This window comes from Leptospira sp. B5-022 (assembly GCF_000347035.1).
Classification (GTDB): Bacteria; Spirochaetota; Leptospiria; order Leptospirales; family Leptospiraceae; genus Leptospira_B; species Leptospira_B cinconiae.
Genome location: NZ_ANIJ01000006.1, coordinates 237,515 through 258,046 on the forward strand (window position 1 = coordinate 237,515; position 20,532 = coordinate 258,046).

The window sequence follows — 20,532 nt, forward strand, 5'->3', positions numbered from 1 at the left end:
TAAAAAAAGGCCGCTACACTTTCACTGATTGTAGAACACGGTCAGTAGTCCGAAGTATAAAGGTATATAACCTTTTCGGACTACTGATATAAGGGATTTCTAAGCTATCGTAAGCGAAGAATATACGATCAGATCTTACCTTCTTTCAATCTACTGGAATCCAGAATGAATTGATAATCCGTTTTAAGCTTTTGGGTTAGCTCTCTTACGAAGTTTTGCTTTTTAGCCCGGATCAAATCCTCTTTAATTCTCTCTCTAACTTCTCCGTAAGGCATAGGGATCCTGTCTTGAGGATTGTTAGGATTTGATTTAGCGTAAGAGAACATTTTGGCAGCCTCATATTGTTCTCTCATCTCCGCTTCCGAAACGGTTACATCGCTTGGAAGTTCTCTTTTAAATACCAATGGTTGCACAATGTATAATTTCATTACATTGAACATATCTTGGAAATCCTTGGATTCCAAAGCTTCTTTCAATTCGGTAGAGTGGTCCGCTATCTTAAACCAAACATATTGTTGTCTAAAAAATTGGAGCACATTCGCCTTATCGTCTAATTTGGAAGAATCCAGTCCGCTTTGTTTGGCCAATTGTTCCAACTCGTTCAAAACGTCTTTAAATTTAACGGTTTCTCCGGTTTTAGTATTGGTTAATAGAACGGAGTCATGATTGAAAGTATTCAGATTGTCTTGGGTAATCGTTACCTTTTCGAAACCTGCATTTTTCACTAATTGTTCCTCTTGTTCGCTGACTGCGCTGAACAAGAATCTTTTTTTCATGAAGTCCTCATAACGTGGAGCGATATCATCCACCTTCAGATCCAAATAATTACGTTTTACTTCCGCTTTGATCTGTTCGGAAACATCGGGCGTCTCGATATATTTTTTAGCGAGAACTTTCAATTTACCGAATTCTTTTGCGAAAAACTTTCCAACTCTGGAAGCGTAGATGGTTTCCACCCTTTCTACTCTTAAGATCAGGAATTTTTTCTTTCTAGGAGCCTTAGGGTCCGCGCCAGGTTGAATTTGGTCATCGATCTCTTTTAAGATCCATTTTCCTTCGTTTGCTGCGGCTTCTTGGTAATAGGGAAGGTTCGGATCATTTCCACAATTTAAACATTGCGGCTCCAGTAATCCGCCTACCGCTTTGTAAGCAGGTTGGTCCGTATGATCCACAACATATTGGATAATTTCTTTTTTAGAGGAAAGTTTTTGAATTCCTTCGAAAATACTTTGGGCTCTCTGTCTGGTAACTTCCTCGTCTTTAGGATCGAAGGAAAAAACTGCGATCACACGTACGAAAGCGAATTTTAATTTACCGACTTGCTCCAACTTCTCCGCTAAATTCCTTTGAAGAAAAGAAGCCGCCATCTGAGGTTTGGAATATTTTAGAAAAACAGCTAATTCGTCTTCGGTAACAAGTTTCTTTTCGGTATTGTACAAAGAGATCAATTTGAAAAGACCTAAAGTTTCCAGAAGTTGTGTTTGTTCTTCTTTGGTCGGATGATTCGGCTCCGGCTTGCGTCCGCCTGTATTGAGTTGGTAGAAGTTCCTGAGTTCTTTTCTGGTTACAGTGCCTCCTTTGAATGAGGCTAATACATCCGAGTCCGAATTACACTGAAAGAGTAAAGCAGCCAGGAAGGTGAGTGCGATTATTTTTTTGTTCATGTCGTTTTATATAACCTGTTCTTTTCGGATCTCGAAAAGACTAGTATTTATGAATGGTCTTTCGGGCAGGTTGCTGCTTCTTACCTTGGATTTCAACGGATATTTCGCGAGTTAGGCGTTTTTCGTTGTCTTGGTAAAGTCCTTCGGCTGCCCTCGCGCCTGAAGGTGGGCCGGAAGAATTCCAATCGGAAGGAGTTTCTTTTGTCTTCAAAGAAAGCATCTCTTGTTTCTGAGAGGAGAGTTTATCCATCTCCGCTCCAATCGATACTTTTAGAGATTCGGAATAATCCCGGTCTGCTGCAATTCTATCCTTGATCTTGCCTAGTTCGGTCAGGTCCCGATCTATTTCTTCCGTTTTTCGTAAAAGATGAGCCACTTTGATTTTCATGGATAAGACCTGGAACCTTAAACTTCAGTTCCTGAATCTAGTCCCCAGGCTGCTTCTTGCAAGTAGGAAAAAAAGAGTCCGCAGGCAAGGATCATCAACTCTTCTCCCGGTTTGGATAGGCATATAAGAAGGAAGAAGGTGGAAAATAAGAGTCCGCTAAGAAAATCCTTCTTTCCCTTCCAGAGGACCCAAACCATTCCTAAAAACAAGAGTACCGATTTGAATAGAGACGGTCCTAAACTAGGATGAGGAGGCTCATATAAGATCCAAGCTCCGGAAACCAAAACACAAATTCCTAAAATTAGAATACGAACTTGTTTCGGAACGGAGAAAATTAGAAATAAGGAAAGTGCTGGGATCAAAAAAGGAGAAAGTTCCCTTCTGGAAAAGGAAAGGATACAGGATCCTGCCAATATTAGAATTCCTAAAGTTTCTCTAAAAGCTGGAGAGCGGCTTCCTAAAAAAGAAAATCCTCCGGAAGAGATCATACCGGCAAGGCTTAATGACACCAGATCCAAAATGAATTCCGCGGAGGTGCCGTCCCAAAAGGAAAGAACACATAGTGAAGCGGGAAAAAGTAAAAAACTGAGATTGGGTCTAAGGGTTTTGGAAGAATGGAACTGGGAAAATGCGATCGTAAGACAGAGTACCAAGGAACCGGAAAAAGGAAACCCATAGGTTTTGAAAAACAGATAAGCTGAGGTGAAGAATAGAAAAACCATTTGTATCTATTATGAAATTCCAGTATTCTGACGAATCAAACCGTTATGATCCTGAACGAGATTATCATCCAGACGGAAAAGATAGACGGCGTTCAAGTTCTGAAATTGCAGGGTTCTATCAACTCCTTTACGGAGAAAAAATTTAAGGATGTACTATCCTTGGCGGTACGTCAGGGACCGGTCATCATGGATATGGAAGACGTTCATTTGGTATCCTCCACCGGGGTCCAGGCCTTAAAGGAAGTTAGTCAATCCAGTTTCGCAACTAAGAACAAACTGGTTCTTGTAAATATTTCCAAAGCGGTGATCAATGTTTTTAAGATGGCCGGCTTAAGCGGATTTTTCCTAATTGCAAACGACGAAGAGGCAGCATTAAAGATGGCCTCTAAAAGATGATAATCTAAGATCTAAGATGAAATCTCGGAAATAAAAAATGAAATCTGAAAAAACTTCTTCCTTTAATTATTTTAGAAAGGCTTGGCACTTACTAGGACTGATCATTCCCGCCTTTTATTATTTCGATGTATTTCACGGACAATTTTCGTTAATGTATGCCACCAGGGCCATTCTGACCGTTTTACTCGTTCTATGTCTGGGGCTTTTGGTCCTATTAGAATGGGCGCGGTTCCATATTCCTGTCGTCCAGACAGTATTCGTAAAGTTAGCCGGTCCTTTATTGAAGGAAGAGGAGAAATCCAGGATCAACGGGACCTTTCCTTATTTTCTTTCCATCACGCTTGTGGTATTTTTTTTTCCTCCAGATATTGCGATCCTTTCTTTATTATTCTTAGTCATTGGAGATCCGATGGCTGCTTGGGTTGGGACCCATTTCGGAAAGAACAGATTTTCGAACGGAAAATCTAAGGAAGGGATTTTAGCGTTTATTTTATCTTCCGCCGTCGTAGGACTTTGGTTTCTCTCTGTGATTCAGTCGGGCTCCAGAGAATTCGGGATCTATCAATTTTCTTCCGGAGAATTTTGGCAGAATGTAATTTTGATCCTGCCTGCAGTAATCGCTGCCGCCGTAACCGAATTGTATAGTGGAACGTATTGGAACGGGATCGTAGATGATAATCTTCTGATCCCGGTAGTGTCTGCGGTTGTATTAGGACTTTTCTCGTATTTTACTCTGGATCTGAGCGTAGATCAGATCTTTTTAAATCCGATGCAGATCTTCGAGATGTATTAGGAAATCGAATTTTCTTTTCTGCGGGGGTTCAATTTAAGGAGTTTTTTCCGCAGGAAGGACATGATACACAAAATCGATCCTGGTTTTTGTGCTGCCTTTGATCCCTTTTGCAGACCAGGTAAATTCTAAGTCGGTTGGAAAAATCGAAGTCTCATACGGATATTGTCCTAAACGATTTTCCTTTTTTTGTTTTTCTTTCACCATAGAACCTAGATAATTAAAAGAACCGATCCAATCTTCTCCGATCTCGAAACCTTCCATCTTACCTTTTACGCCTGCAAATTCGTACATCGCAAAGTAGGTTTCTTGGATCTGTTTTCTTTCTTCCGGACTCATTCTGCGGTTCATTCGAAGCACGAACCCTGGAGTTTCTCTGGCATGGAAATAAAGATAGTTGCCAAGCTCCTCCCAAGTATTCGGCTTTTTGGCATTCGGAATATCCACCGAATATTTTTTATTCAAGGGAGAAGGTTCCCTGCACACTCCATCTCTCGTGAAATAGTCGCAAAGTTCCACATTGTTCACGGAAAGAACGGAAGGTTCGCAGGCCATAAAGGCAAATAAGAATAGATAAGTTGGTTTAACGTTTTTCCAAAGAGCTAACATAAGATTCTCGTAAATTAGTAAAAAAGTATAAAACTTCAGGGTGTTTGAAAAATTCCGATGCGGAAGTTTGCGGGATCCATTTTTGTCCCTGGTAGGTATATATGATCTCTGCGAATACACCATGGAACAGATAGATCCTATGTAGATCCTCTTCCAATGAGGCTAAAACCAAATTATAAGGAGTCAGATACCCAGGCAATACCCTGATAGACTCATCCGATTTGCGTAAGTAAGTCTGGAATTTCATACATTCCTTTTGGAGACTTGGAAGTTCTTCCCTGGAAATTCTACGCTTCAAAGAAAGAATTCTAGTAAATCTACCGATAGGAGAATCCAAAAAATTTTCAAACTGATGGGTCCATTTTGGAAGAGCTTTGGACTCGTATAAGGTTTGAGAAAATGAATCTTCCGCTTTTTCTTTTAAACGATAATAAGCCTCTTCATTTTCGTAAGAAACCACAATAAAGAAGGATGCAGGAAGAGGTTTTTTGGGTTTGGAAGAGTTCTGTTTGGAATTCACTTGTTTAAGCGGCTTTCAGGCAGCAGATTATAATTTGGAATCGAAATAATCCAGCAGAATTTTAGTAAGCCAACGACCGTCCGGAAGATCCGGTTTGGAATCCGTCACAAATCCAACATGGCCTCCTTGTTTGGTCAGAATGGTTTTTAAGTTCGGAAGTCTGTTCCAATCGATCGAATTCCATTCGAATAGAGGGACCACTGGATCATCTTCCGCATGGATAAGAATTCCATGATGAGTGATGGATTGGATATATCCTATGCAGGAGTTTTTTTTATAATATTCCATAGCACTCGGATACCCGAAAGAAGGAGCTGTGATCATATCGTCGAAATCAAAGAACGTTTTTATTTTTTTGGAATTTTCCAATTGCAAAGGAGTCAGATCCAATATCCCTTCTTTGATCTTCTTTTTAAAACTGCTGATAAAATGATTTCTGTAAAATCTTCCGGAAAGTGAATCGATAAATTCGCAATTTTTGGCCAGATCCAGGGGAGGGGAGACCGCCGAAAAAGCGAGTGATTTATGATTTCTGGATTCTCCGAAAAATTTTAGGACCAAGTTCGCGGAGAGTGAAAATCCTGATACGAAGATCTTTTGACTCAAATATTCATAGATATAATCCAGAACATCCTGTAAATCTTCCGACTGACCCGCGTAATATGATTTTCTGGAAAATCCTCTTCCTCTTCCACAATTGCGGAGATTCATTCGGATCACACCGTATCCTCTTTCCAGAGCGGAGGAAGCAAGAGATATTAAATAAGAACTTTCCGAATCACCTTCCATTCCATGGATCATGAGTATATAACTCCCGTTAGACGGAATGGAGCTCTTACGATACGAGGAAACAGGAGGATTATGTTCTAACCAGAGTTTATCCCCGGATTCTCCGCTTACCGTAAGAAGGATATCTTCGCAGTAATAAGAGGTCCTAAGAGGATTTTCAGGAGGAAAAAGTGTGCTGTAAATAGTTTGAGCGTGTTTGCCCGAGACGAATCTTTTAGGTCGAAAATGAGAGGCTTCCATGGATCAACGGATCTCGTTTTCCTTAAAGAACTCTTTCCACTCTTCTTCTTGTTCTTTTTTTAAAAGGGACCGTTTCTCTAAGAATTTCTTAAATTTTTTAAGGAATACTTTTCCCTTCTCTCTGATCTTTGCATCCTCAGGGAACATATCTTCCAAATAAAAGTTCAAAAATTCGTCCAATTCGAATGCGCTTAGATCGGAGACTAAAATTTTTTCGGAGGGATCTTCCGGATCCTCGAATAATAAAGCCGAGAACTCCAAAAGTAGATTAGCTATTTCTTTTTCGGAAAGATGTTGTGCTCCTTCCGGAATAGTTTCCAGATAGGAGCGAACGGTTTCTTCTAAGGAAGAGGGACCAGACAACAGAAAAACCTTAATTTTGTTTCGGGAATTCGATCTTGGTCGCAAGAGTATCTACGATCCCGTATTTGATCGCTTCTTCCGCGTCCATATAATAATCTCTATCCGTGTCTTCTTCCAATTTTTCGACAGGGTGACCGCAAGCGTCTGCAAGAATTTGGTTCAATCTTGCTCTGGTTTTTAAGATCTCTTCTGCTTGGATCTTAAGATCGGATGCAGGAGCAACGATCTGTCCTCCGATACTCGGCTGATGGATCATCACTTTCCCGTTAGGCCAAATGGCTCTTTTACCTTTTACGCCTGCAGCTAAAAGAACGGATCCCATAGAAGCAGCCAGTCCCATACAAACGGTATGAACCGGAGAAGTGATCATTTTCATTGTGTCGTAGATGGTAAGTCCGGAAGTCACAACGCCTCCGGGACTATTGATATAAAATGTGATTTCCTTTCCCGGATCAGCCATTTCCAGATAGAGTAGTTTGCCTACGATATCTTTTGCGGATTCATCGGTAACCGCTCCCCATAAGAAAATTTTTCTATGGTCGATGAACTTTTTGGAAATTTTGCTACCGGCTAATTCTTCGATTACTTCGGTGATTTTTTCAGTCTCGGACATTATGGCTCCCTTAAGCAGCGGTTCGTTCTTCCAGTTTCTTCCTCCGTAATTTCCTGAAAACTCCAATAAATACGAAAGCAACAAAGGAAACGTAAAAAAAGCGAAGTAACTGGATCGGAGGGACCGGCATATCACGGTCCGCTCTTAAAGCAATTAGACGGGAGGCGAGGACCGGACGATTCTCCGCTTTCGGCTCCGGCTCCCTAAATTTGATAATTTGTGCGTTTTCGGAGAGAAGATAATACTTTCTAGCTTCTTTCTCCAAAGCTAATCTATCATCTCTGAGAAGTTTTTGCCTTTCTTCTAACTGTCTATTCTCATACTCCAGTCTTTCCACATCCAAACGAAGGCTGGAAAGACTGGTTTCTAGGGTAGACCGTACGACCAGACCGGACTCTCCCAATACCGTGAAGTAAAACATTCCGGAAAGAAAGAGTAGAAGTAAAAACAGTTTGTTCGCCAAGCCAATTCCCATAAGTAGTTTAGAGATTATAGAATGTATTTCTCCCTTTGTAAACCGCAGAAGAACCTAATTCTTCTTCGATCCTCAAAAGTTCGTTATATTTAGCGATCCTATCGGTCCTGGATAGGGAACCAGTTTTGATCTGGCCCGCGTTCGTACCCACCGCGATATGCGAAATAGTTACGTCCTCCGTTTCTCCGGATCTATGGCTGATCACATTCGTATATTTGGCTTTTTTCGCCATATCGATGGACGCCAAAGTTTCGGATAAACTTCCGATTTGGTTCACCTTGATCAGGATGGAATTGCCCACCTTTTGGGAAATTCCCTGGGAAAGTTTTTCTATATTGGTAACGAACAAATCGTCTCCAACCAGTTGGATCTTCTTACCCAATTTCTCGCTTAGAAGTTTCCAACCTTCCCAGTCGTTCTCATCCAGACCGTCTTCAATAGTAATGATCGGATACTTTGAGACTAGATCTGAATAGTATTCCACTAATTCCGCGCTAGAGAACTCTTTATTTCCTTCTCCGCCCAAAACGTATTTTTTCTTGGATTTGTCGAAAAACTCGGAAGAAGCGGCATCTAAACCCAATAATACGTCTTTTTCCGGCTTATAACCCGCTTTTTCAATGGCTTGGAGGATCACTTCTAATCCTTCTAAGTTGCTTGCAAGATCCGGTGCAAATCCTCCCTCATCTCCTACCGCAGTATTCAGTTTTTTGGATTTGAGAACGGACTTAAGGCTATGGAAAACTTCTGCTCCCACTCTTAATGCTTCGCGGAAGCTATTCACTCCCACAGGTAGGATCATAAATTCTTGGAAGTCCACATTATTATCCGCATGGGCCCCACCGTTGATGATATTCATCATTGGTACGGGAAGTTCATTTGCGAAATTCCCGCCGACGTATCTGTAAAGCGGAAGTCTAGTATGGGATGCCGCCGCCTTTGCTACCGCAAGAGAGGTTCCGAGTATCGCGTTTGCACCTAATTTTGATTTGTTTTTGGTCCCGTCCCGATCCAGCATCAAGAAATCAATTCTGTTTTGGTCTAAAGCGTCTTCGCCGATCAATATGTCTTTGATCTTGACGTTTACGTTTTCTACGGCTTTTAGGACACCTTTGCCTAAATAACGGGATTTATCTCCGTCTCTTAATTCTACCGCTTCGTATTCTCCTGTGGAGGCTCCGGAGGGAACTGCAGCTCTACCGAAAGAGCCGTCTTCCAGTGTTATATCTACTTCAACCGTAGGATTTCCTCTGGAATCCATGATTTCGCGGGCACGGATCGCCGAAATTTTGGAGCTTTTGGACATGTGATTTCCTTATAATACCTATCTCTTATAGATTTTTCCTGAAATCCTTTTGTTACGCGGAAATAAATCAAGCGGGAAAAGCAGGAAAAAGATTGCCTGGACCGGCTATAAAGATACAAATCCGTCGATGAAGACCACTGAAAAACATTCACTATTCTTTCATATCTCCTTCACGATACTATGTATCATAGTTCTATTACTTCCAATTCCAGCGACTAACGGTTGGAGATTGTTTTTTCTGGTTTTAGTCTATAATATCTCTCTGCCAATCGTTGCCCAGGTTTGGGAACATGACCGTTGGATGGATATTTTTCTTTTTGTTTTACCTGTAAGTATTCTACAAGTGATCCCTGATTGGTTCTTATCCAAAGTGCTTGGGGTTTTGGTGTTCCCTCCGGACGGATTTTATAAGATCGGAACAGTATCCGCATATATGGCCGGCCTTTGGACCATTCCACTTTTTATCATAGTGTATGTGGCCACTCGATTTGAAAAAAGATATCCTGAGGCAAATCCGCTCAGCAAATATCTGTTAGCCGGAGGAACCGCATTTTTGATCTTCTTCTTATCCGAAGAATTAATGAGACTAATACCGGTCTGGTATGCGCAGAATGTTTCCATGATCGGACATACTGCGATCTATGTTTTATTTCCTGAATTCGTCTTGGGAATATTTGCCACATTCGCATATTTTCATACCGAGCATAAACCTTTTAGGACAAAATTGCTTTGGGCAATTCCGACTATGTTCGTGTATTTGGGAACTCTCTCTTTCAGTTATTTATTTGTAGAAGGTGTTTGGAAAGTCTAAAAAAGAATGAAGGTCCTGACCCAAATTTCTGAAATTAAGGACTTAGTCTCGGATCGAAATCCGGAAATCCTTTCTCTTCCTGAGGAATTTTCGCAGGAAACGGAAGTGGATCCGGAATATTCTTATACCATCCAGAAGGAATTCCAAGTCCAGGGTAAAGCCACCTTCGAGAACAAAGAATCGATCATTAAAGTGAGTCCCATCCAAAATGGAAGATCCGGATTTAGTTGGAATGGGATCAGATACGATTTAGATAGTAGGAAATGTATTAAAGGAAATCATAATATACAATTAGGAGAAGTAAAGGTGATAGAACATCCTCTTGCTTGGATGTTGGCATTCGGAATATATGCTGATTTTACCTTGACCGAATCCAGTTTTCCCACCTTCGATTTTTGCGATCGAGTCTATATGGTCCATTCGAAGGGAAATTTAAAGAAATTAGGGGAAAGAAAAAAGATCTCTGTATCTTCTCCATTCGCTCTAGTTTGGGAAAAGGGTTACTGCGTTTTGGAGCCTTCGGTCCAGGAGTCGCAAGGTCTCGTGATCGATCACCAAGTAGAATATCCGGGTACTACCGTTGGAAAATCGAGGATTGTGACCGAACTCACTGCGGAGAATTTTTCTTATTTCGGGGACGCAAGGACCACCGCCTTCCGTAACAAAAAGGATGCGGAAAGTTTTTATCAGATCGGGCTTGCCGGTGGATTGAAAGATTATCCTTTTACCTTGGAAAACGTATTACTTTTAGATGAAGATAAAATCTATAATATTCGGGACAAGTTTCAGGACTCGAGGTCCGGTTACAATTACGAATTCATCTGTCATGAATTGATAGATATCATTTCTTGGTTACGTTTTGTGGAAGAAAAATATGAAGGAAAATTTTTCGGAAAGATGACAACTTTTCTTTTTGATCATCACAAACAGATAGATATCGCCCAGTTTTCCTGTGATCCGGAAGAATTGGAAAAATACGGGATTCGGATAGAAAATTAATTTCGGGTAAAGGATTTCCAAAAACCTAAAACTACTTGAAATAGAAACGGTTTCGTTTTAAAAAATCAAAACGAAGTCCATTTTCCCTAAAGAGGTTACCAATGCGGATCGGAATATTACCGCTATTATTTATCCTAATGATCGCAGTAAATTGTGTAGCGTTAAACACTACCGGTTTAACGAATCGTTATAAAGGAAGTGAAGCAAAGGATAAAATAGAAGAGGCGGCAACCCTTGCGGCTCAATTGTATGCGATCGGGAGCGGAGATTTTTCCGGCTCTACGTATTTGAATAATATATTTCTTCCGCCGATCCTGGCAGGGATCAAGCCCAGCGAATATTACGCTAAAGAAGATGTGCATGCTTGTGTGGACGAGATTAAATTGTTCGGAGCCTTAGGACTTCAACCGTCTATCGCAGTTCTGTTTGGGCAATGCTCGAATTTACAGCCTGACAATAATATCTACGGAAGTGTAGACTAAATTTCCTTTTCAACAATGCCCCCGGCTTCACTGAAGCTGGGGGCAAATTTCCCCAAGTAAAAGACTTTTCACCGGGTCCCTCTCGCTGGACTTTGTTTATAGCAATGTCCGATCGCCAACAATACATCCGCAATTTTTCGATTATCGCCCATATTGACCACGGTAAGTCCACCTTAGCGGACAGACTCTTGGAAATAGGCCGGATCACTGATGATCGGACCAAAAAAGACCAGATCCTGGACTCCATGGATATAGAGAGGGAGAGAGGGATCACGATCAAGGCAAACAACGCCACCTTTAATTATACCGCTGCTGACGGACATACTTATACGATGAACCTGATCGATACTCCAGGCCACGTGGATTTTACTTACGAAGTTTCCAGATCCTTAAAAGCATGCGAGGGAGTTCTACTCATAGTGGATGCAAGCCAAGGAGTAGAAGCCCAAACCTTAGCAAACTTGTATCTTGCTATGGAGCAAGACCTGGCAATCATACCTGTCATGAATAAGGTGGATCTTCCCGCGGCTGATGTGGAGAAGACCAAACTTCAGATCGAAGACAGTTTAGGTTTGGATGCTGAGAATGCGGTCGCGATTTCCGCGAAAACGGGACTGAACGTGCAGGCGGTCTTGGAAGAGATCACAAAACAAATTCCTCCACCGAAGGGAGATCCTAAGGCTCCTCTCAAAGCGTTAATTTATGATTCATACTTCGATCCATATATGGGCGTTGTGATCAAAATCAGAGTATTCGACGGAAGTGTAAAAAAAGGGGACCGAATCCTTTTGATGAGTAGCCAAAAGGATTTTACAGTCAATGAAGTAGGGATCAAAGGAATTACTTTAACGCCTACAGATTCTCTCACTGCGGGAGAAGTAGGATATATCATCGCAGGTATCAAAAAAGTTTCCGATGCAAGAACGGGGGATACCGTTACCTTATACTCCAATCCGAGTGCGGAAGCGGTTCCAGGATACAAAGATGCAAAACCGATGGTGTTTGCAGGACTATTTCCGATCGCAGGAGAACAATTCGAAGAATTAGTAGATGCGATCGAAAAGATGAAACTGAATGATGCAGCGCTAGTATATGAGAAAGAAAGTTCCGCGGCATTGGGATTCGGATTTCGAGTTGGGTATCTGGGACTTCTCCACATGGAAATCGTACAGGAAAGATTAGAAAGAGAATTCAATCTCGATCTGATCACTACTGCTCCTTCCGTAAAATATACCATCAAAATGAAGAATGGAGAGGTTTTCGATATTGATAACCCTTCTAAATTCCCGGATCCCGTTTTTATAGAATCTACGGAAGAACCTTATGTTAAGGCCTCAATCATTACTCCAAACGAATATGTGGGAAATATTATGACCTTAGCGATCGAAAAAAGAGGGGTACAATTGGATACCGTATATCTTTCGCAAGACAAGGTCCAGTTAACCTACGAGATCCCGCTCGCCGAACTTATTTTCGAATTTTATGATAAACTAAAGTCTTTGACCAGAGGTTACGCTTCTTTGGATTACGAGCCTTGCGGTTATAAGGCTTCCAAGTTGGTTAAAATGGATATCCTTGTGAACGGGGAATCTGTGGACGCTCTCTCTATGATCGTTCACAATTCCAAGGCGGAATCTCGCGGTAGAGAGATTATCGAAAAACTGAAAGAAATAATCCCTCGTCACCAATTTATGATCCCGATCCAAGCCGCAGTCGGAGGGAAGATCCTCGCCAGAGAAAGTATTTCCGCCCTTCGTAAGAACGTAACCGCTAAATGTTACGGTGGAGATATCACTCGTAAGAAAAAACTTTTAGAGAAACAGAAGGAAGGGAAAAAACGAATGAAACAGATCGGAAATGTGGAAATCCCTCAAGAAGCGTTCCTAGCAGTCTTAAAAACAGGGGATTAATTTTTGAAAGACTCCGTTTTGCGTTTCAGCAGAACCGGAGAAGATTTCGTTCTCAAAATACATTCTTCAGAACTTTTCATCAAAAGAGAAGATCGGATCTTCTTTTCTCAAGGGACCAAGATCCGTAAACTACTTGGAATTTATAAAAGTTTAGAATCGGAATTCCGGTCAGGGAAGATCCGAAAGGTCATCTTACAAGGGAATTTGCATTCAAATGCGGTCCTTGCTGGGAGTTTGTTTTTTCGATTTGTTGAAGTGCCTACAAAAATCCTGGGATATTCCAGGGATCCAAAGCTCATTTCTCCTGCTTCGATCATTGTAAAACGGTTTTCGGAGCTGGAATTGTATCCGACACGGAAGGAATGGGAGAGAATTGTCGAAGATACTACAAATTCTCTCCCTTCCAGCCAAATCCTGATCCCGGAATATCTATTCACACCAGAGGCTCTGCAGGGACTTGCTTCTCTTTGGAATGAAATAGATCCGACAAGATACGATCGGATCGTTTTAGACGTAGGTTCAGGGCTTACGTGGATCTCTGCTATTTTATGGGGAAAACTCCCGGTCACCGGGATTTGTCTAGGTATACAAAAGGAGAAGTTTCTTCCTTGGATACGATCACGTCTGTCCTCACTTCTACTTTCGAATGTAAATCTTCCTTTGGAAACTCTCATCGATCCAAAAGAAAAAGGAAAAGCGGATTTCTCCTATGGTAAAAAAGGGAATTTCTGGTTGGACAGATCTAAGGAATACCAAAGAAGATTCGGAATTTATTTAGAGCCTATCTATGCTGCAAAGTCTATTCGCATTATTGAATCTATGATGGAGAATAGAGAATTGGAAGGAAGGATTTTGTATATTTATCAAGGAGGTATCTTACAAGGCGGAATAACTTCGATTTCTCCCTAAGGGATTCGGCGCATAGCATAACTTATATATCGAGTCTGAAGTTCCTTTCAAAAAGAAAAAAGGCCATCTTTCGAAGGCCTTTTTCTCAATTGGTAGTAACCAGAAGTCTTAAGAAAGAATATATTCTTTATTCAAAACTCGGATAAAATCCCGTTTGATTTCTTTCGGACAAGCCGCCTCGCATTCATACTGATTCGTACAATTTCCGAAACCTTCTTTGTCCATAGCGTTTACCATGTTTTTTACACGTTCTTTTTTCTCTACTTGCCCCTGAGGCAGTAGTGCAAGGTGAGAAATTTTTGCCGAAACAAAAAGCATAGCGGAAGCATTTTTACAAGAAGCAACACAAGCACCACAACCGATACAAGTGGCTGCATCCATTGCAACGTCTGCATCCTTTTTTGGGATCGGCAATGCGTTTGCGTCGGGAGCTCCTCCCGTATTGACACTGACGAATCCCCCTGCTTGGATGATCCTGTCAAAACCGCTACGATCTACGACTAGGTCTTTTACGACCGGGAATGCTTTCGCTCTCCATGGTTCTAAATAGATCGTGTCTCCATCTTTAAAACTTCTCATATGAAGTTGGCAAGTGGTCACACCAGGGAGAGGGCCGTGTGCCTCTCCGTTGATCATAATATTACAAGAACCGCAAATACCTTCTCTACAATCATGCTCGAACGCAATCGGGTCATCTCCCTTTACGATCAGATCCTCGTTAACTACGTCCAACATTTCTAAAAAAGACATATCGGGAGAGATCCCTTTTGCATCGTAATTTACGATTTTGCCTTTCTCTTTTGCGTTTTTTTGTCTCCAGACTTTTAGTTTGAGGTCCATTATTTGTAGCTCCTCGTTGCGAGTTTAATATTCTCGAATTCCAGTTTTTCTCTGTGCTCTGTAGGTTTTGCACCTACACCTTTCCATTCCCAAGCGGTGGCATGACAGAATTTTTCGTCGTCACGTTTTGCCTCCCCGTCGTCCATCTGGTGTTCCGTACGGAAATGTCCTCCACAAGATTCTTCCCTTGTGAGAGCGTCCAAGCAGAGAAGTTCTCCGAATTCCAAGAAGTCGGCAACTCTACCGGCTTTTTCCAAAGATTGATTTAGCTCAAGTCCGGAACCTGGAACGTTTACGTTCTGCCAGAATTCTTCTCTGATCTGAGGGATTTTCACAAGAGCTTCTTTTAAACTCTTATCGTCCCTTGCCATTCCGCAATTATTCCACATGATCTTTCCGAGTTCTTTATGGAAAGAATCAACGGTCCTTTTCCCTTTGATAGAGAGAAGTTTGTTGATTTGAGAATTAGCGTCGGTCTCTGCTTTTTTGAATTCGGCATGATCCGTAGAAGGAGTTTTTCCGAACCCAACTTCTGCCAAATAATTTCCAATGGTGTAAGGAAGAACGAAATAACCGTCTGCCAGTCCTTGCATTAGTGCAGAAGCCCCGAGTCTGTTTGCTCCGTGATCTGAGAAGTTTGCCTCACCGATCACAAATAGTCCAGGAAGATTGCTCATCAGATTATAATCCACCCAGAGTCCACCCATTGTATAGTGAACTGCCGGATAAATTCTCATCGGAACTTTGTAAGGGTTTTCTCCGGTAATCTGTTCATACATCTGGAATAAGTTCCCGTATCTTTCCGCGATTGTATGCTCTCCTAGACGTTTGATCGCAGAGGAGAAGTCCAGATATACACCTTGTCCACCTGGCCCAACACCGAAGCCCGCGTCACAAACTTCTTTTGCAGACCGGGAAGCGATGTCACGAGGACAGAGGTTTCCGTAACTTGGATACTTTCTTTCTAAGTAATAATCTCTTTCGCTCTCAGGGATATCCGCAGGGTTACGAGTATCTCCTTGTTTTTTAGGGACCCAAATACGTCCGTCGTTTCGAAGAGACTCGGACATCAAAGTCAGTTTGGACTGATGATCTCCGGACACCGGGATACAAGTAGGGTGGATCTGAGTGTAACAAGGGTTCGCGAAAAAGGCTCCCTTCTTGTAAGCTCTAAATGTTGCAGTAACGTTAGAACCTTTCGCATTTGTGGAGAGATAGAATACGTTACCGTATCCACCGGAAGCAAGCACCACTGCATCTGCAGAATGAACACTCACTTGTCCAGTGACTAGATCTCGGATCACCACACCTTTTGCATGACCGTCGATTACAACTAAGTCCAACATCTCCGTTCTAGGATACATCTTCACATTTCCTAAACCGATCTGTCTGGAAAGTGCGGAATAAGCTCCCAATAGAAGCTGTTGTCCGGTTTGTCCTTTCGCATAGAAAGTACGGGAAACTTGCGCACCACCGAAGGATCTATTGTCCAAATGTCCGCCGTATTCTCTGGCGAACGGAACACCCTGAGCCACACATTGGTCGATGATATTTGCAGAAACTTGGGCTAAACGATATACGTTTGCTTCTCTTGCTCTGAAGTCCCCACCTTTGATGGTATCGTAAAACAAACGATACACTGAGTCACCGTCGTTTTGGTAGTTCTTCGCTGCGTTGATACCACCTTGAGCTGCGATGGAGTGAGCCCTACGCGGGCTGTCTTGGAAGCAGAATGTTTTCACATTATATCCCAATTCAGCCAAAGTAGCGGAAGCGGAACCACCTGCGAGTCCTGTCCCGATCACGATAACGGTATATTTTCTTTTGTTAGCCGGGTTAACTAATTTGATATGGGATTTATAATCGTCCCATTTCTTTTCCAAGGGACCCGATGGGATTTTGGAATCTAAACTCATATTATTGCGCTCCTGGAACTTTCACGAAGTTGAGAAGAATAGCAACCGGCATGGAAGTATTGCCGATGAAGATGGTCAAAGCGTAGAGGATCGCAAATGCGTTCGTCTTCGGCGCCCAGAACGGAGTGTTCAAACCGAGAGTTTGGAAAACACTCGTAACTCCGTGACGAAGATGGAATGCAAGCAAAGTCATCGCTACGATATAGGAAATAGAAACATAGATGTTCTTAAATCCTAAGATCACCATGGAGTAAACATCATGTCTTTGTTTGTCACCAATGGTTTCTTGGAGAGCGAAGTTTTCCGGCTGGATCTTACCTAGGGTAAAATGAAGCAAATGGTATATTACGAAAGCTAATAATACGGAACCTGTCAAAGCCATATAACGGGAAGACACGGTTGCTTGGATCGTACTTTCTTTTACATAACCTACAGGCCTTGCCTTCTTATTTTCCAAAGACAGTTTGAGGGCGTAGTAAACGTGTAATACGAACGCTACCAAAAGAATTCCGCGGGCAAGCCATAGTAGTCCGCCTAAACTTTGTAAGAACTCAGCATAGGTGTTAATCTTATCCGGTTCTTGGAAGATCTGGAGGTTCCCCAGCATGTGTATAAATACAAAGCCGAAGAGAATGATTCCGGTAATCGCAACGATAGTTTTTCTACCGATGGACGACCTTAGATATCCAGCTTGAAAATCCATTCAAAATCTCCTGTGAGGATCATGGGAAGAAGTCATCGATTTGTTTGAGGAAGGGATCGAAAAAGCGAAAGATCGAATTTAGAATCCCTCTACAAAGTAGGATAAAAAATAAGGTCTAGACGAAAAGCACTTTTAAACCAAAAGACAAAAAATGGACATTCGCGGAGGAATTTTTAGACTTGGTCTCATTTAGTGCGGCGCGAAAATTCAAAAAAACGCAAATGATTTCGAAGGATCCATTTCAGTCTTTATATAGGGAGCCCATTTACGAGGGCCGAAAGGAAAAATTCTCCCCGGGAAAAAAGGGAGAAGGGACTGGCTATTTTCTCTTCCGAGAACTCAAACTTTCCCGAATTGCGTTCGGCGGATATCGGATTGGACTGGAAGATCCGGAGCATAAGGAAGCTCTTCAGCTTGCCCTACATTCCGGAGTCAATGTGATCGATATATCGGCCAACTACGGAGATGGAGAGGCAGAAAGTTTAGTCGGTAAGGTCCTGGATGAAAATTTCAAAAAAAGGCATCTGCACCGAAAGGAAATTTTTTTAGTCACCAAAGCCGGGTATATCCAAGGAAGGAATGTGAAACTTGTGGAGTCCAGAGAAAAGGAGAAGGATCCTTTTCCGGAAATCACCTATTACCAACCCGGCTGCTATCATTGTATCTCTCCGGAATTTTTAGAAGACCAATTGGAAAGATCCAGAAAGCGTCTGGGAGTTTCCACCATCGATGCATTCCTATTACATAATCCGGAATATTTTCTAAGCCACTCCGAAAAGAACAAAGTTCTCAAGGAAGAAGCGCATGCGGAATACTATCGCAGGATCAAAGAGGCCTTTCGGTTTTTAGAGAAGGCCAGAAAAGAAGGAAAAATCCAATTTTATGGAATTTCCAGTAATACCTTTCCTGTGCCGGAATCGGAATATACGCATACGTCTTTGTCGAAGTGCCTACAAATTGCTGAGAAGGTTGCTGGGAAACAAAACGGATTCGCAGTGGTCCAGTTCCCTGGGAATTGGTACGAAGACGGATTCCTTCGTAATCGGTCGGAAGGCCGGACTCTACTCGAAATCTGTAGGTACTTCGACCTTCTACCGCTCATCAACCGACCTCTCAACTCCTTCCGAGCAGGAAAAGGGATGGTCCGACTTTCTTATACTCCCCAGAACCAAGCTCCGGACCTGTCGAAGTTACTACAAATCCTAGAACTCGAATCCTCTCTTTTGGAATCACTTTCTCCAAATCCGAACCGGAATTCACTTTCCAAGCTCTGGCAAACCTATGGGGAGAAGGTTCGCTCCGAAGAACAATTCCAAGTCCTTCTCCAAAAATCCTGGATCCCTAGCTTGCGAGTAGTCATTGACGAAATATATTCAGAAAAAGGAAAAGAATCCGCGGAAGAATATTTAAGAGTCTTAAACACCGCACTTCCATTATTAGAAGAACAAATACAGATCCGCTCTTCTGAAAACCTTTCCGGACTATACGAAAGTTTGGTTTCAAAATATCATCCAAACGGAGATGCTCCGGAAAGTTTGTCTTCACTCATGGTATTCCATTTGGCTTCCCTTTTGGAAAAAGGAACCGTGTTACTCGGAATGCGAAAAAGAAAATACGTACGGGATATTCTTCCCATCTTCAAAAAACAACTACCGAAGATCCCAGGATCCGAATGGGGAGAAAATGGAATTCGATCCTGAAATACTTTCCATATTAGAAAAAGTGAAACAAGGAGACCCAGATTCCAGTTTCGAATACGCATGGACAGAAGGAAGAAAGCTCTATTTAAAAGGACGATATTTCGAATTACATGAGGTATTCGAATTCCAATGGAAAAAGGAAACGGGAGGAAGAAGGCTTTTTCTGCACGGATGGATCCAGCTTGCAATTTCTCTGAACAAAATATTCGTAAAACCGAATATACGCGGATCTAAAATGCAGGCCGAGAAATCCAAAGAGAAATTCATAAAACTTTCCGAAGCGGGAGAACTTTCCCTAAACGGAGAAATACAAATTGCCGGTATAATCTCCTACTTGGAAACACTTTTGAATTTATTTGAAAGTGAAGAAAGTTGGGACCTCGAACAAATTAAGGAACTTTCTCTTCCGGAAATGCAGGAAAACGTAAAGGAATTGTTTTCAAGTTCCGTTTTCCCGGCATCATGACCTAATGGAAGTTTCGGATCTTCAGAACAAAAACCAAGAAAGCGGATTTTTCGAATCCGGCGGATATAAACTTCATTATACAAAAAGAGACAATGGAAAGGGGAGAGCATTACTTCTTCTTCATGGATTTATGGATTCTTCTCAAACCTTTTTGTTTCAGGAAGAATATTTATCCAAACATTTCGACTTATACCGTTTCGACTATAGGGGGCATGGGGATTCAGAATGGTTACGAGAAGGTTTTTATCATTTTATGCTTCCTTTGGTGGATACAAAAACGTTCATCCAAAAATTTCTTCCTGAAAAATTCCATATACTCGGCCATTCCATGGGAGGAGGCCTTGGATCAAGGATTGCCGGTCTATACCCGGAAAGAGTCGAAAGTCTTGTGTGTCTGGAGGGATTTAGTTCCCTCCAAGATCCGGAAAAAGAAAGAAGAAGATTCCTCGGCTGGCTGGAAAATTGGGAATTAAGCCTCGCTGGAAAAGATAGGAAACGCCAAAAAAATTTCAGATCGGTGGAAGATGCGGCAGCCCGACTCGCACCCATCTATCCGAGACTTCCTAAAGAAAGACTTTTAAAAATTACGGAAACTTTAACGAGACCCGCAGAAGAGGGAGGTTATATGTGGAAGAGCGATCCTTCTTACAAAAACGGTCCTCCTGTTTTTTTAAGTCCCCAATTTACTCGACATCTCTGGGAAACCATATCATGTAATGTTCTGGTAGTTTATGGACAAAAGACACATCTTGCCTTGGACGATAGTAAGGAAGTATTCTCGCATATTAGAAATTTAAAATATATTGAAATGGAAGATGCGGGCCACAATATGCATCATGATCGTCCCGAACTTCTCGAGACGATGCTCGAGGAATTCTACGTAACAAATTTGAAGTAAACAGGCCTTGCGTACGAATCTGT

At 41.9% G+C, this 20,532-nt stretch carries 23 protein-coding genes; 10 read left to right on the plus strand and 13 right to left on the minus strand.

Features of this window, described 5'->3' with window-relative positions; translation table 11 throughout:
* Window positions 1–128: 128 nt before the first annotated feature.
* From LEP1GSC192_RS01660 to LEP1GSC192_RS01670, 3 genes are read right to left on the minus strand one after another with little or no spacing between them, the layout of a single operon-like run.
* Window positions 129–1,664, minus strand: coding sequence for a hypothetical protein (locus LEP1GSC192_RS01660; protein WP_020768396.1), 1,536 nt, complete (start codon window positions 1,662–1,664; stop codon window positions 129–131).
* Window positions 1,665–1,704: 40 nt separating this feature from the next.
* Window positions 1,705–2,052, minus strand: a complete 348-nt coding sequence (locus LEP1GSC192_RS01665) for a hypothetical protein (RefSeq protein WP_020768381.1) — start codon at window positions 2,050–2,052, stop codon at window positions 1,705–1,707.
* Between the two features lie 17 nt (window positions 2,053–2,069).
* On the minus strand, window positions 2,070–2,774 hold the full coding sequence (locus tag LEP1GSC192_RS01670; protein ID WP_020768262.1) for a hypothetical protein: 705 nt from the start codon (window positions 2,772–2,774) through the stop codon (window positions 2,070–2,072).
* Between the two features lie 45 nt (window positions 2,775–2,819).
* Here LEP1GSC192_RS01670 and LEP1GSC192_RS01675 point away from each other — a divergent pair, with 45 nt between their 5' ends.
* Both LEP1GSC192_RS01675 and LEP1GSC192_RS01680 read left to right on the plus strand, forming a co-directional pair.
* Window positions 2,820–3,170, plus strand: coding sequence for an STAS domain-containing protein (locus LEP1GSC192_RS01675; RefSeq protein ID WP_020768291.1), 351 nt, complete (start codon window positions 2,820–2,822; stop codon window positions 3,168–3,170).
* A 37-nt stretch (window positions 3,171–3,207) separates the two neighbouring features.
* Window positions 3,208–3,963, plus strand: a complete 756-nt coding sequence (locus LEP1GSC192_RS01680) for a diacylglycerol/polyprenol kinase family protein (protein WP_020768279.1) — start codon at window positions 3,208–3,210, stop codon at window positions 3,961–3,963.
* Between the two features lie 33 nt (window positions 3,964–3,996).
* On the opposite strand, the gene LEP1GSC192_RS01685 is transcribed toward LEP1GSC192_RS01680, so the two are convergent.
* From LEP1GSC192_RS01685 to eno, 7 genes are read right to left on the minus strand one after another with little or no spacing between them, the layout of a single operon-like run.
* Window positions 3,997–4,569 carry a hypothetical protein gene (locus LEP1GSC192_RS01685; RefSeq protein WP_020768388.1) on the minus strand — a complete coding sequence of 191 codons (573 nt, stop codon included), beginning with the start codon at window positions 4,567–4,569 and terminating at the stop codon, window positions 3,997–3,999.
* Window positions 4,544–5,089, minus strand: a complete 546-nt coding sequence (locus LEP1GSC192_RS01690; protein WP_020768321.1) for a DUF4416 family protein — start codon at window positions 5,087–5,089, stop codon at window positions 4,544–4,546. The genes LEP1GSC192_RS01685 and LEP1GSC192_RS01690 overlap by 26 nt, the downstream gene beginning before the upstream one ends.
* Before the next feature lie 27 nt (window positions 5,090–5,116).
* The gene (locus LEP1GSC192_RS01695; protein WP_020768505.1) at window positions 5,117–6,118 is read right to left on the minus strand and encodes a YheT family hydrolase; all 1,002 of its coding nucleotides are present in this window, start codon (window positions 6,116–6,118) and stop codon (window positions 5,117–5,119) included.
* A gap of 3 nt (window positions 6,119–6,121) precedes the next feature.
* Entirely contained in the window at window positions 6,122–6,481 is a 360-nt protein-coding gene (locus tag LEP1GSC192_RS01700; RefSeq protein WP_020768453.1) for a hypothetical protein, read from the minus strand.
* Window positions 6,482–6,491: 10 nt separating this feature from the next.
* Window positions 6,492–7,094 carry a ClpP family protease gene (locus LEP1GSC192_RS01705; RefSeq protein ID WP_020768100.1) on the minus strand — a complete coding sequence of 201 codons (603 nt, stop codon included), beginning with the start codon at window positions 7,092–7,094 and terminating at the stop codon, window positions 6,492–6,494.
* A 10-nt stretch (window positions 7,095–7,104) separates the two neighbouring features.
* Window positions 7,105–7,569 (minus strand): septum formation initiator family protein, encoded by a 465-nt coding sequence (locus LEP1GSC192_RS01710; protein ID WP_036088669.1) that lies wholly within the window; start codon window positions 7,567–7,569, stop codon window positions 7,105–7,107.
* Between the two features lie 7 nt (window positions 7,570–7,576).
* The gene (gene eno / locus LEP1GSC192_RS01715) at window positions 7,577–8,875 is read right to left on the minus strand and encodes a phosphopyruvate hydratase (RefSeq protein ID WP_020768223.1); all 1,299 of its coding nucleotides are present in this window, start codon (window positions 8,873–8,875) and stop codon (window positions 7,577–7,579) included.
* Window positions 8,876–8,906: 31 nt separating this feature from the next.
* Here eno and LEP1GSC192_RS01720 point away from each other — a divergent pair, with 31 nt between their 5' ends.
* The 5 genes from LEP1GSC192_RS01720 (at window position 8,907) to LEP1GSC192_RS01740 (ending at window position 13,986) form a co-directional block, all read left to right on the plus strand.
* Entirely contained in the window at window positions 8,907–9,686 is a 780-nt protein-coding gene (locus LEP1GSC192_RS01720; RefSeq protein WP_157186883.1) for a DUF4870 domain-containing protein, read from the plus strand.
* Between the two features lie 6 nt (window positions 9,687–9,692).
* Window positions 9,693–10,685, plus strand: a complete 993-nt coding sequence (locus LEP1GSC192_RS01725; RefSeq protein ID WP_020768101.1) for a UDP-3-O-acyl-N-acetylglucosamine deacetylase — start codon at window positions 9,693–9,695, stop codon at window positions 10,683–10,685.
* A gap of 101 nt (window positions 10,686–10,786) precedes the next feature.
* The gene (locus tag LEP1GSC192_RS01730) at window positions 10,787–11,167 is read left to right on the plus strand and encodes a TIGR04452 family lipoprotein (protein ID WP_020768060.1); all 381 of its coding nucleotides are present in this window, start codon (window positions 10,787–10,789) and stop codon (window positions 11,165–11,167) included.
* A 104-nt stretch (window positions 11,168–11,271) separates the two neighbouring features.
* Window positions 11,272–13,077: a translation elongation factor 4 gene (lepA, locus tag LEP1GSC192_RS01735; protein WP_020768142.1), complete on the plus strand. Its 1,806-nt coding sequence runs from the start codon at window positions 11,272–11,274 to the stop codon at window positions 13,075–13,077.
* A 3-nt stretch (window positions 13,078–13,080) separates the two neighbouring features.
* Entirely contained in the window at window positions 13,081–13,986 is a 906-nt protein-coding gene (locus tag LEP1GSC192_RS01740) for a hypothetical protein (RefSeq protein ID WP_020768336.1), read from the plus strand.
* A gap of 108 nt (window positions 13,987–14,094) precedes the next feature.
* Here the strand turns inward: LEP1GSC192_RS01740 and LEP1GSC192_RS01745 are convergent, their stop codons facing one another.
* From LEP1GSC192_RS01745 to LEP1GSC192_RS01755, 3 genes are read right to left on the minus strand one after another with little or no spacing between them, the layout of a single operon-like run.
* A complete protein-coding gene (locus LEP1GSC192_RS01745; protein WP_020768435.1) occupies window positions 14,095–14,826 on the minus strand; it encodes a succinate dehydrogenase/fumarate reductase iron-sulfur subunit in 732 nt (243 codons plus the stop codon).
* Window positions 14,826–16,742, minus strand: a complete 1,917-nt coding sequence (locus LEP1GSC192_RS01750) for a fumarate reductase/succinate dehydrogenase flavoprotein subunit (RefSeq protein WP_020768497.1) — start codon at window positions 16,740–16,742, stop codon at window positions 14,826–14,828. Before LEP1GSC192_RS01750 ends, LEP1GSC192_RS01745 begins: the two co-directional genes overlap by 1 nt.
* Window position 16,743: 1 nt before the next feature.
* Complete coding sequence (locus LEP1GSC192_RS01755; RefSeq protein ID WP_020768007.1) at window positions 16,744–17,445, minus strand: succinate dehydrogenase cytochrome b subunit; 702 nt, start codon at window positions 17,443–17,445, stop codon at window positions 16,744–16,746.
* A gap of 221 nt (window positions 17,446–17,666) precedes the next feature.
* Between LEP1GSC192_RS01755 and LEP1GSC192_RS01760 the strand changes: the two genes are divergently transcribed.
* Genes LEP1GSC192_RS01760 through LEP1GSC192_RS01770 form a run of 3 tightly spaced genes read left to right on the plus strand, consistent with a single transcriptional unit; the run spans window position 17,667 to window position 20,509 of the window.
* Complete coding sequence (locus LEP1GSC192_RS01760; protein WP_036088672.1) at window positions 17,667–19,145, plus strand: aldo/keto reductase; 1,479 nt, start codon at window positions 17,667–17,669, stop codon at window positions 19,143–19,145.
* Complete coding sequence (locus LEP1GSC192_RS01765) at window positions 19,129–19,611, plus strand: DUF309 domain-containing protein (protein ID WP_020768121.1); 483 nt, start codon at window positions 19,129–19,131, stop codon at window positions 19,609–19,611. The genes LEP1GSC192_RS01760 and LEP1GSC192_RS01765 overlap by 17 nt, the downstream gene beginning before the upstream one ends.
* A 4-nt stretch (window positions 19,612–19,615) precedes the next feature.
* Window positions 19,616–20,509: an alpha/beta fold hydrolase gene (locus LEP1GSC192_RS01770; RefSeq protein ID WP_020768181.1), complete on the plus strand. Its 894-nt coding sequence runs from the start codon at window positions 19,616–19,618 to the stop codon at window positions 20,507–20,509.
* Window positions 20,510–20,532: the final 23 nt, after the last annotated feature.

What these genes read in the sequence shown, in the direction of transcription:
- eno (WP_020768223.1), bottom strand. Translation starts at nt 8,875, where the DNA reads ATGTCCAAAAGCTCCAAAATTTCGGCGATCCGTGCCCGCGAAATCATG.
- LEP1GSC192_RS01730 (WP_020768060.1), top strand. Translation starts at nt 10,787, where the DNA reads ATGCGGATCGGAATATTACCGCTATTATTTATCCTAATGATCGCAGTA.
- LEP1GSC192_RS01680 (WP_020768279.1), top strand. Translation starts at nt 3,208, where the DNA reads ATGAAATCTGAAAAAACTTCTTCCTTTAATTATTTTAGAAAGGCTTGG.
- LEP1GSC192_RS01675 (WP_020768291.1), top strand. Translation starts at nt 2,820, where the DNA reads ATGATCCTGAACGAGATTATCATCCAGACGGAAAAGATAGACGGCGTT.
- LEP1GSC192_RS01705 (WP_020768100.1), bottom strand. Translation starts at nt 7,094, where the DNA reads ATGTCCGAGACTGAAAAAATCACCGAAGTAATCGAAGAATTAGCCGGT.
- LEP1GSC192_RS01695 (WP_020768505.1), bottom strand. Translation starts at nt 6,118, where the DNA reads ATGGAAGCCTCTCATTTTCGACCTAAAAGATTCGTCTCGGGCAAACAC.
- LEP1GSC192_RS01685 (WP_020768388.1), bottom strand. Translation starts at nt 4,569, where the DNA reads ATGTTAGCTCTTTGGAAAAACGTTAAACCAACTTATCTATTCTTATTT.
- LEP1GSC192_RS01670 (WP_020768262.1), bottom strand. Translation starts at nt 2,774, where the DNA reads ATGGTTTTTCTATTCTTCACCTCAGCTTATCTGTTTTTCAAAACCTAT.
- LEP1GSC192_RS01765 (WP_020768121.1), top strand. Translation starts at nt 19,129, where the DNA reads ATGGAATTCGATCCTGAAATACTTTCCATATTAGAAAAAGTGAAACAA.
- LEP1GSC192_RS01770 (WP_020768181.1), top strand. Translation starts at nt 19,616, where the DNA reads ATGGAAGTTTCGGATCTTCAGAACAAAAACCAAGAAAGCGGATTTTTC.
- LEP1GSC192_RS01745 (WP_020768435.1), bottom strand. Translation starts at nt 14,826, where the DNA reads ATGGACCTCAAACTAAAAGTCTGGAGACAAAAAAACGCAAAAGAGAAA.
- LEP1GSC192_RS01665 (WP_020768381.1), bottom strand. Translation starts at nt 2,052, where the DNA reads ATGAAAATCAAAGTGGCTCATCTTTTACGAAAAACGGAAGAAATAGAT.
- lepA (WP_020768142.1), top strand. Translation starts at nt 11,272, where the DNA reads ATGTCCGATCGCCAACAATACATCCGCAATTTTTCGATTATCGCCCAT.
- LEP1GSC192_RS01710 (WP_036088669.1), bottom strand. Translation starts at nt 7,569, where the DNA reads ATGGGAATTGGCTTGGCGAACAAACTGTTTTTACTTCTACTCTTTCTT.
- LEP1GSC192_RS01660 (WP_020768396.1), bottom strand. Translation starts at nt 1,664, where the DNA reads ATGAACAAAAAAATAATCGCACTCACCTTCCTGGCTGCTTTACTCTTT.
- LEP1GSC192_RS01725 (WP_020768101.1), top strand. Translation starts at nt 9,693, where the DNA reads ATGAAGGTCCTGACCCAAATTTCTGAAATTAAGGACTTAGTCTCGGAT.
- LEP1GSC192_RS01755 (WP_020768007.1), bottom strand. Translation starts at nt 17,445, where the DNA reads ATGGATTTTCAAGCTGGATATCTAAGGTCGTCCATCGGTAGAAAAACT.
- LEP1GSC192_RS01750 (WP_020768497.1), bottom strand. Translation starts at nt 16,742, where the DNA reads ATGAGTTTAGATTCCAAAATCCCATCGGGTCCCTTGGAAAAGAAATGG.
- LEP1GSC192_RS01760 (WP_036088672.1), top strand. Translation starts at nt 17,667, where the DNA reads ATGATTTCGAAGGATCCATTTCAGTCTTTATATAGGGAGCCCATTTAC.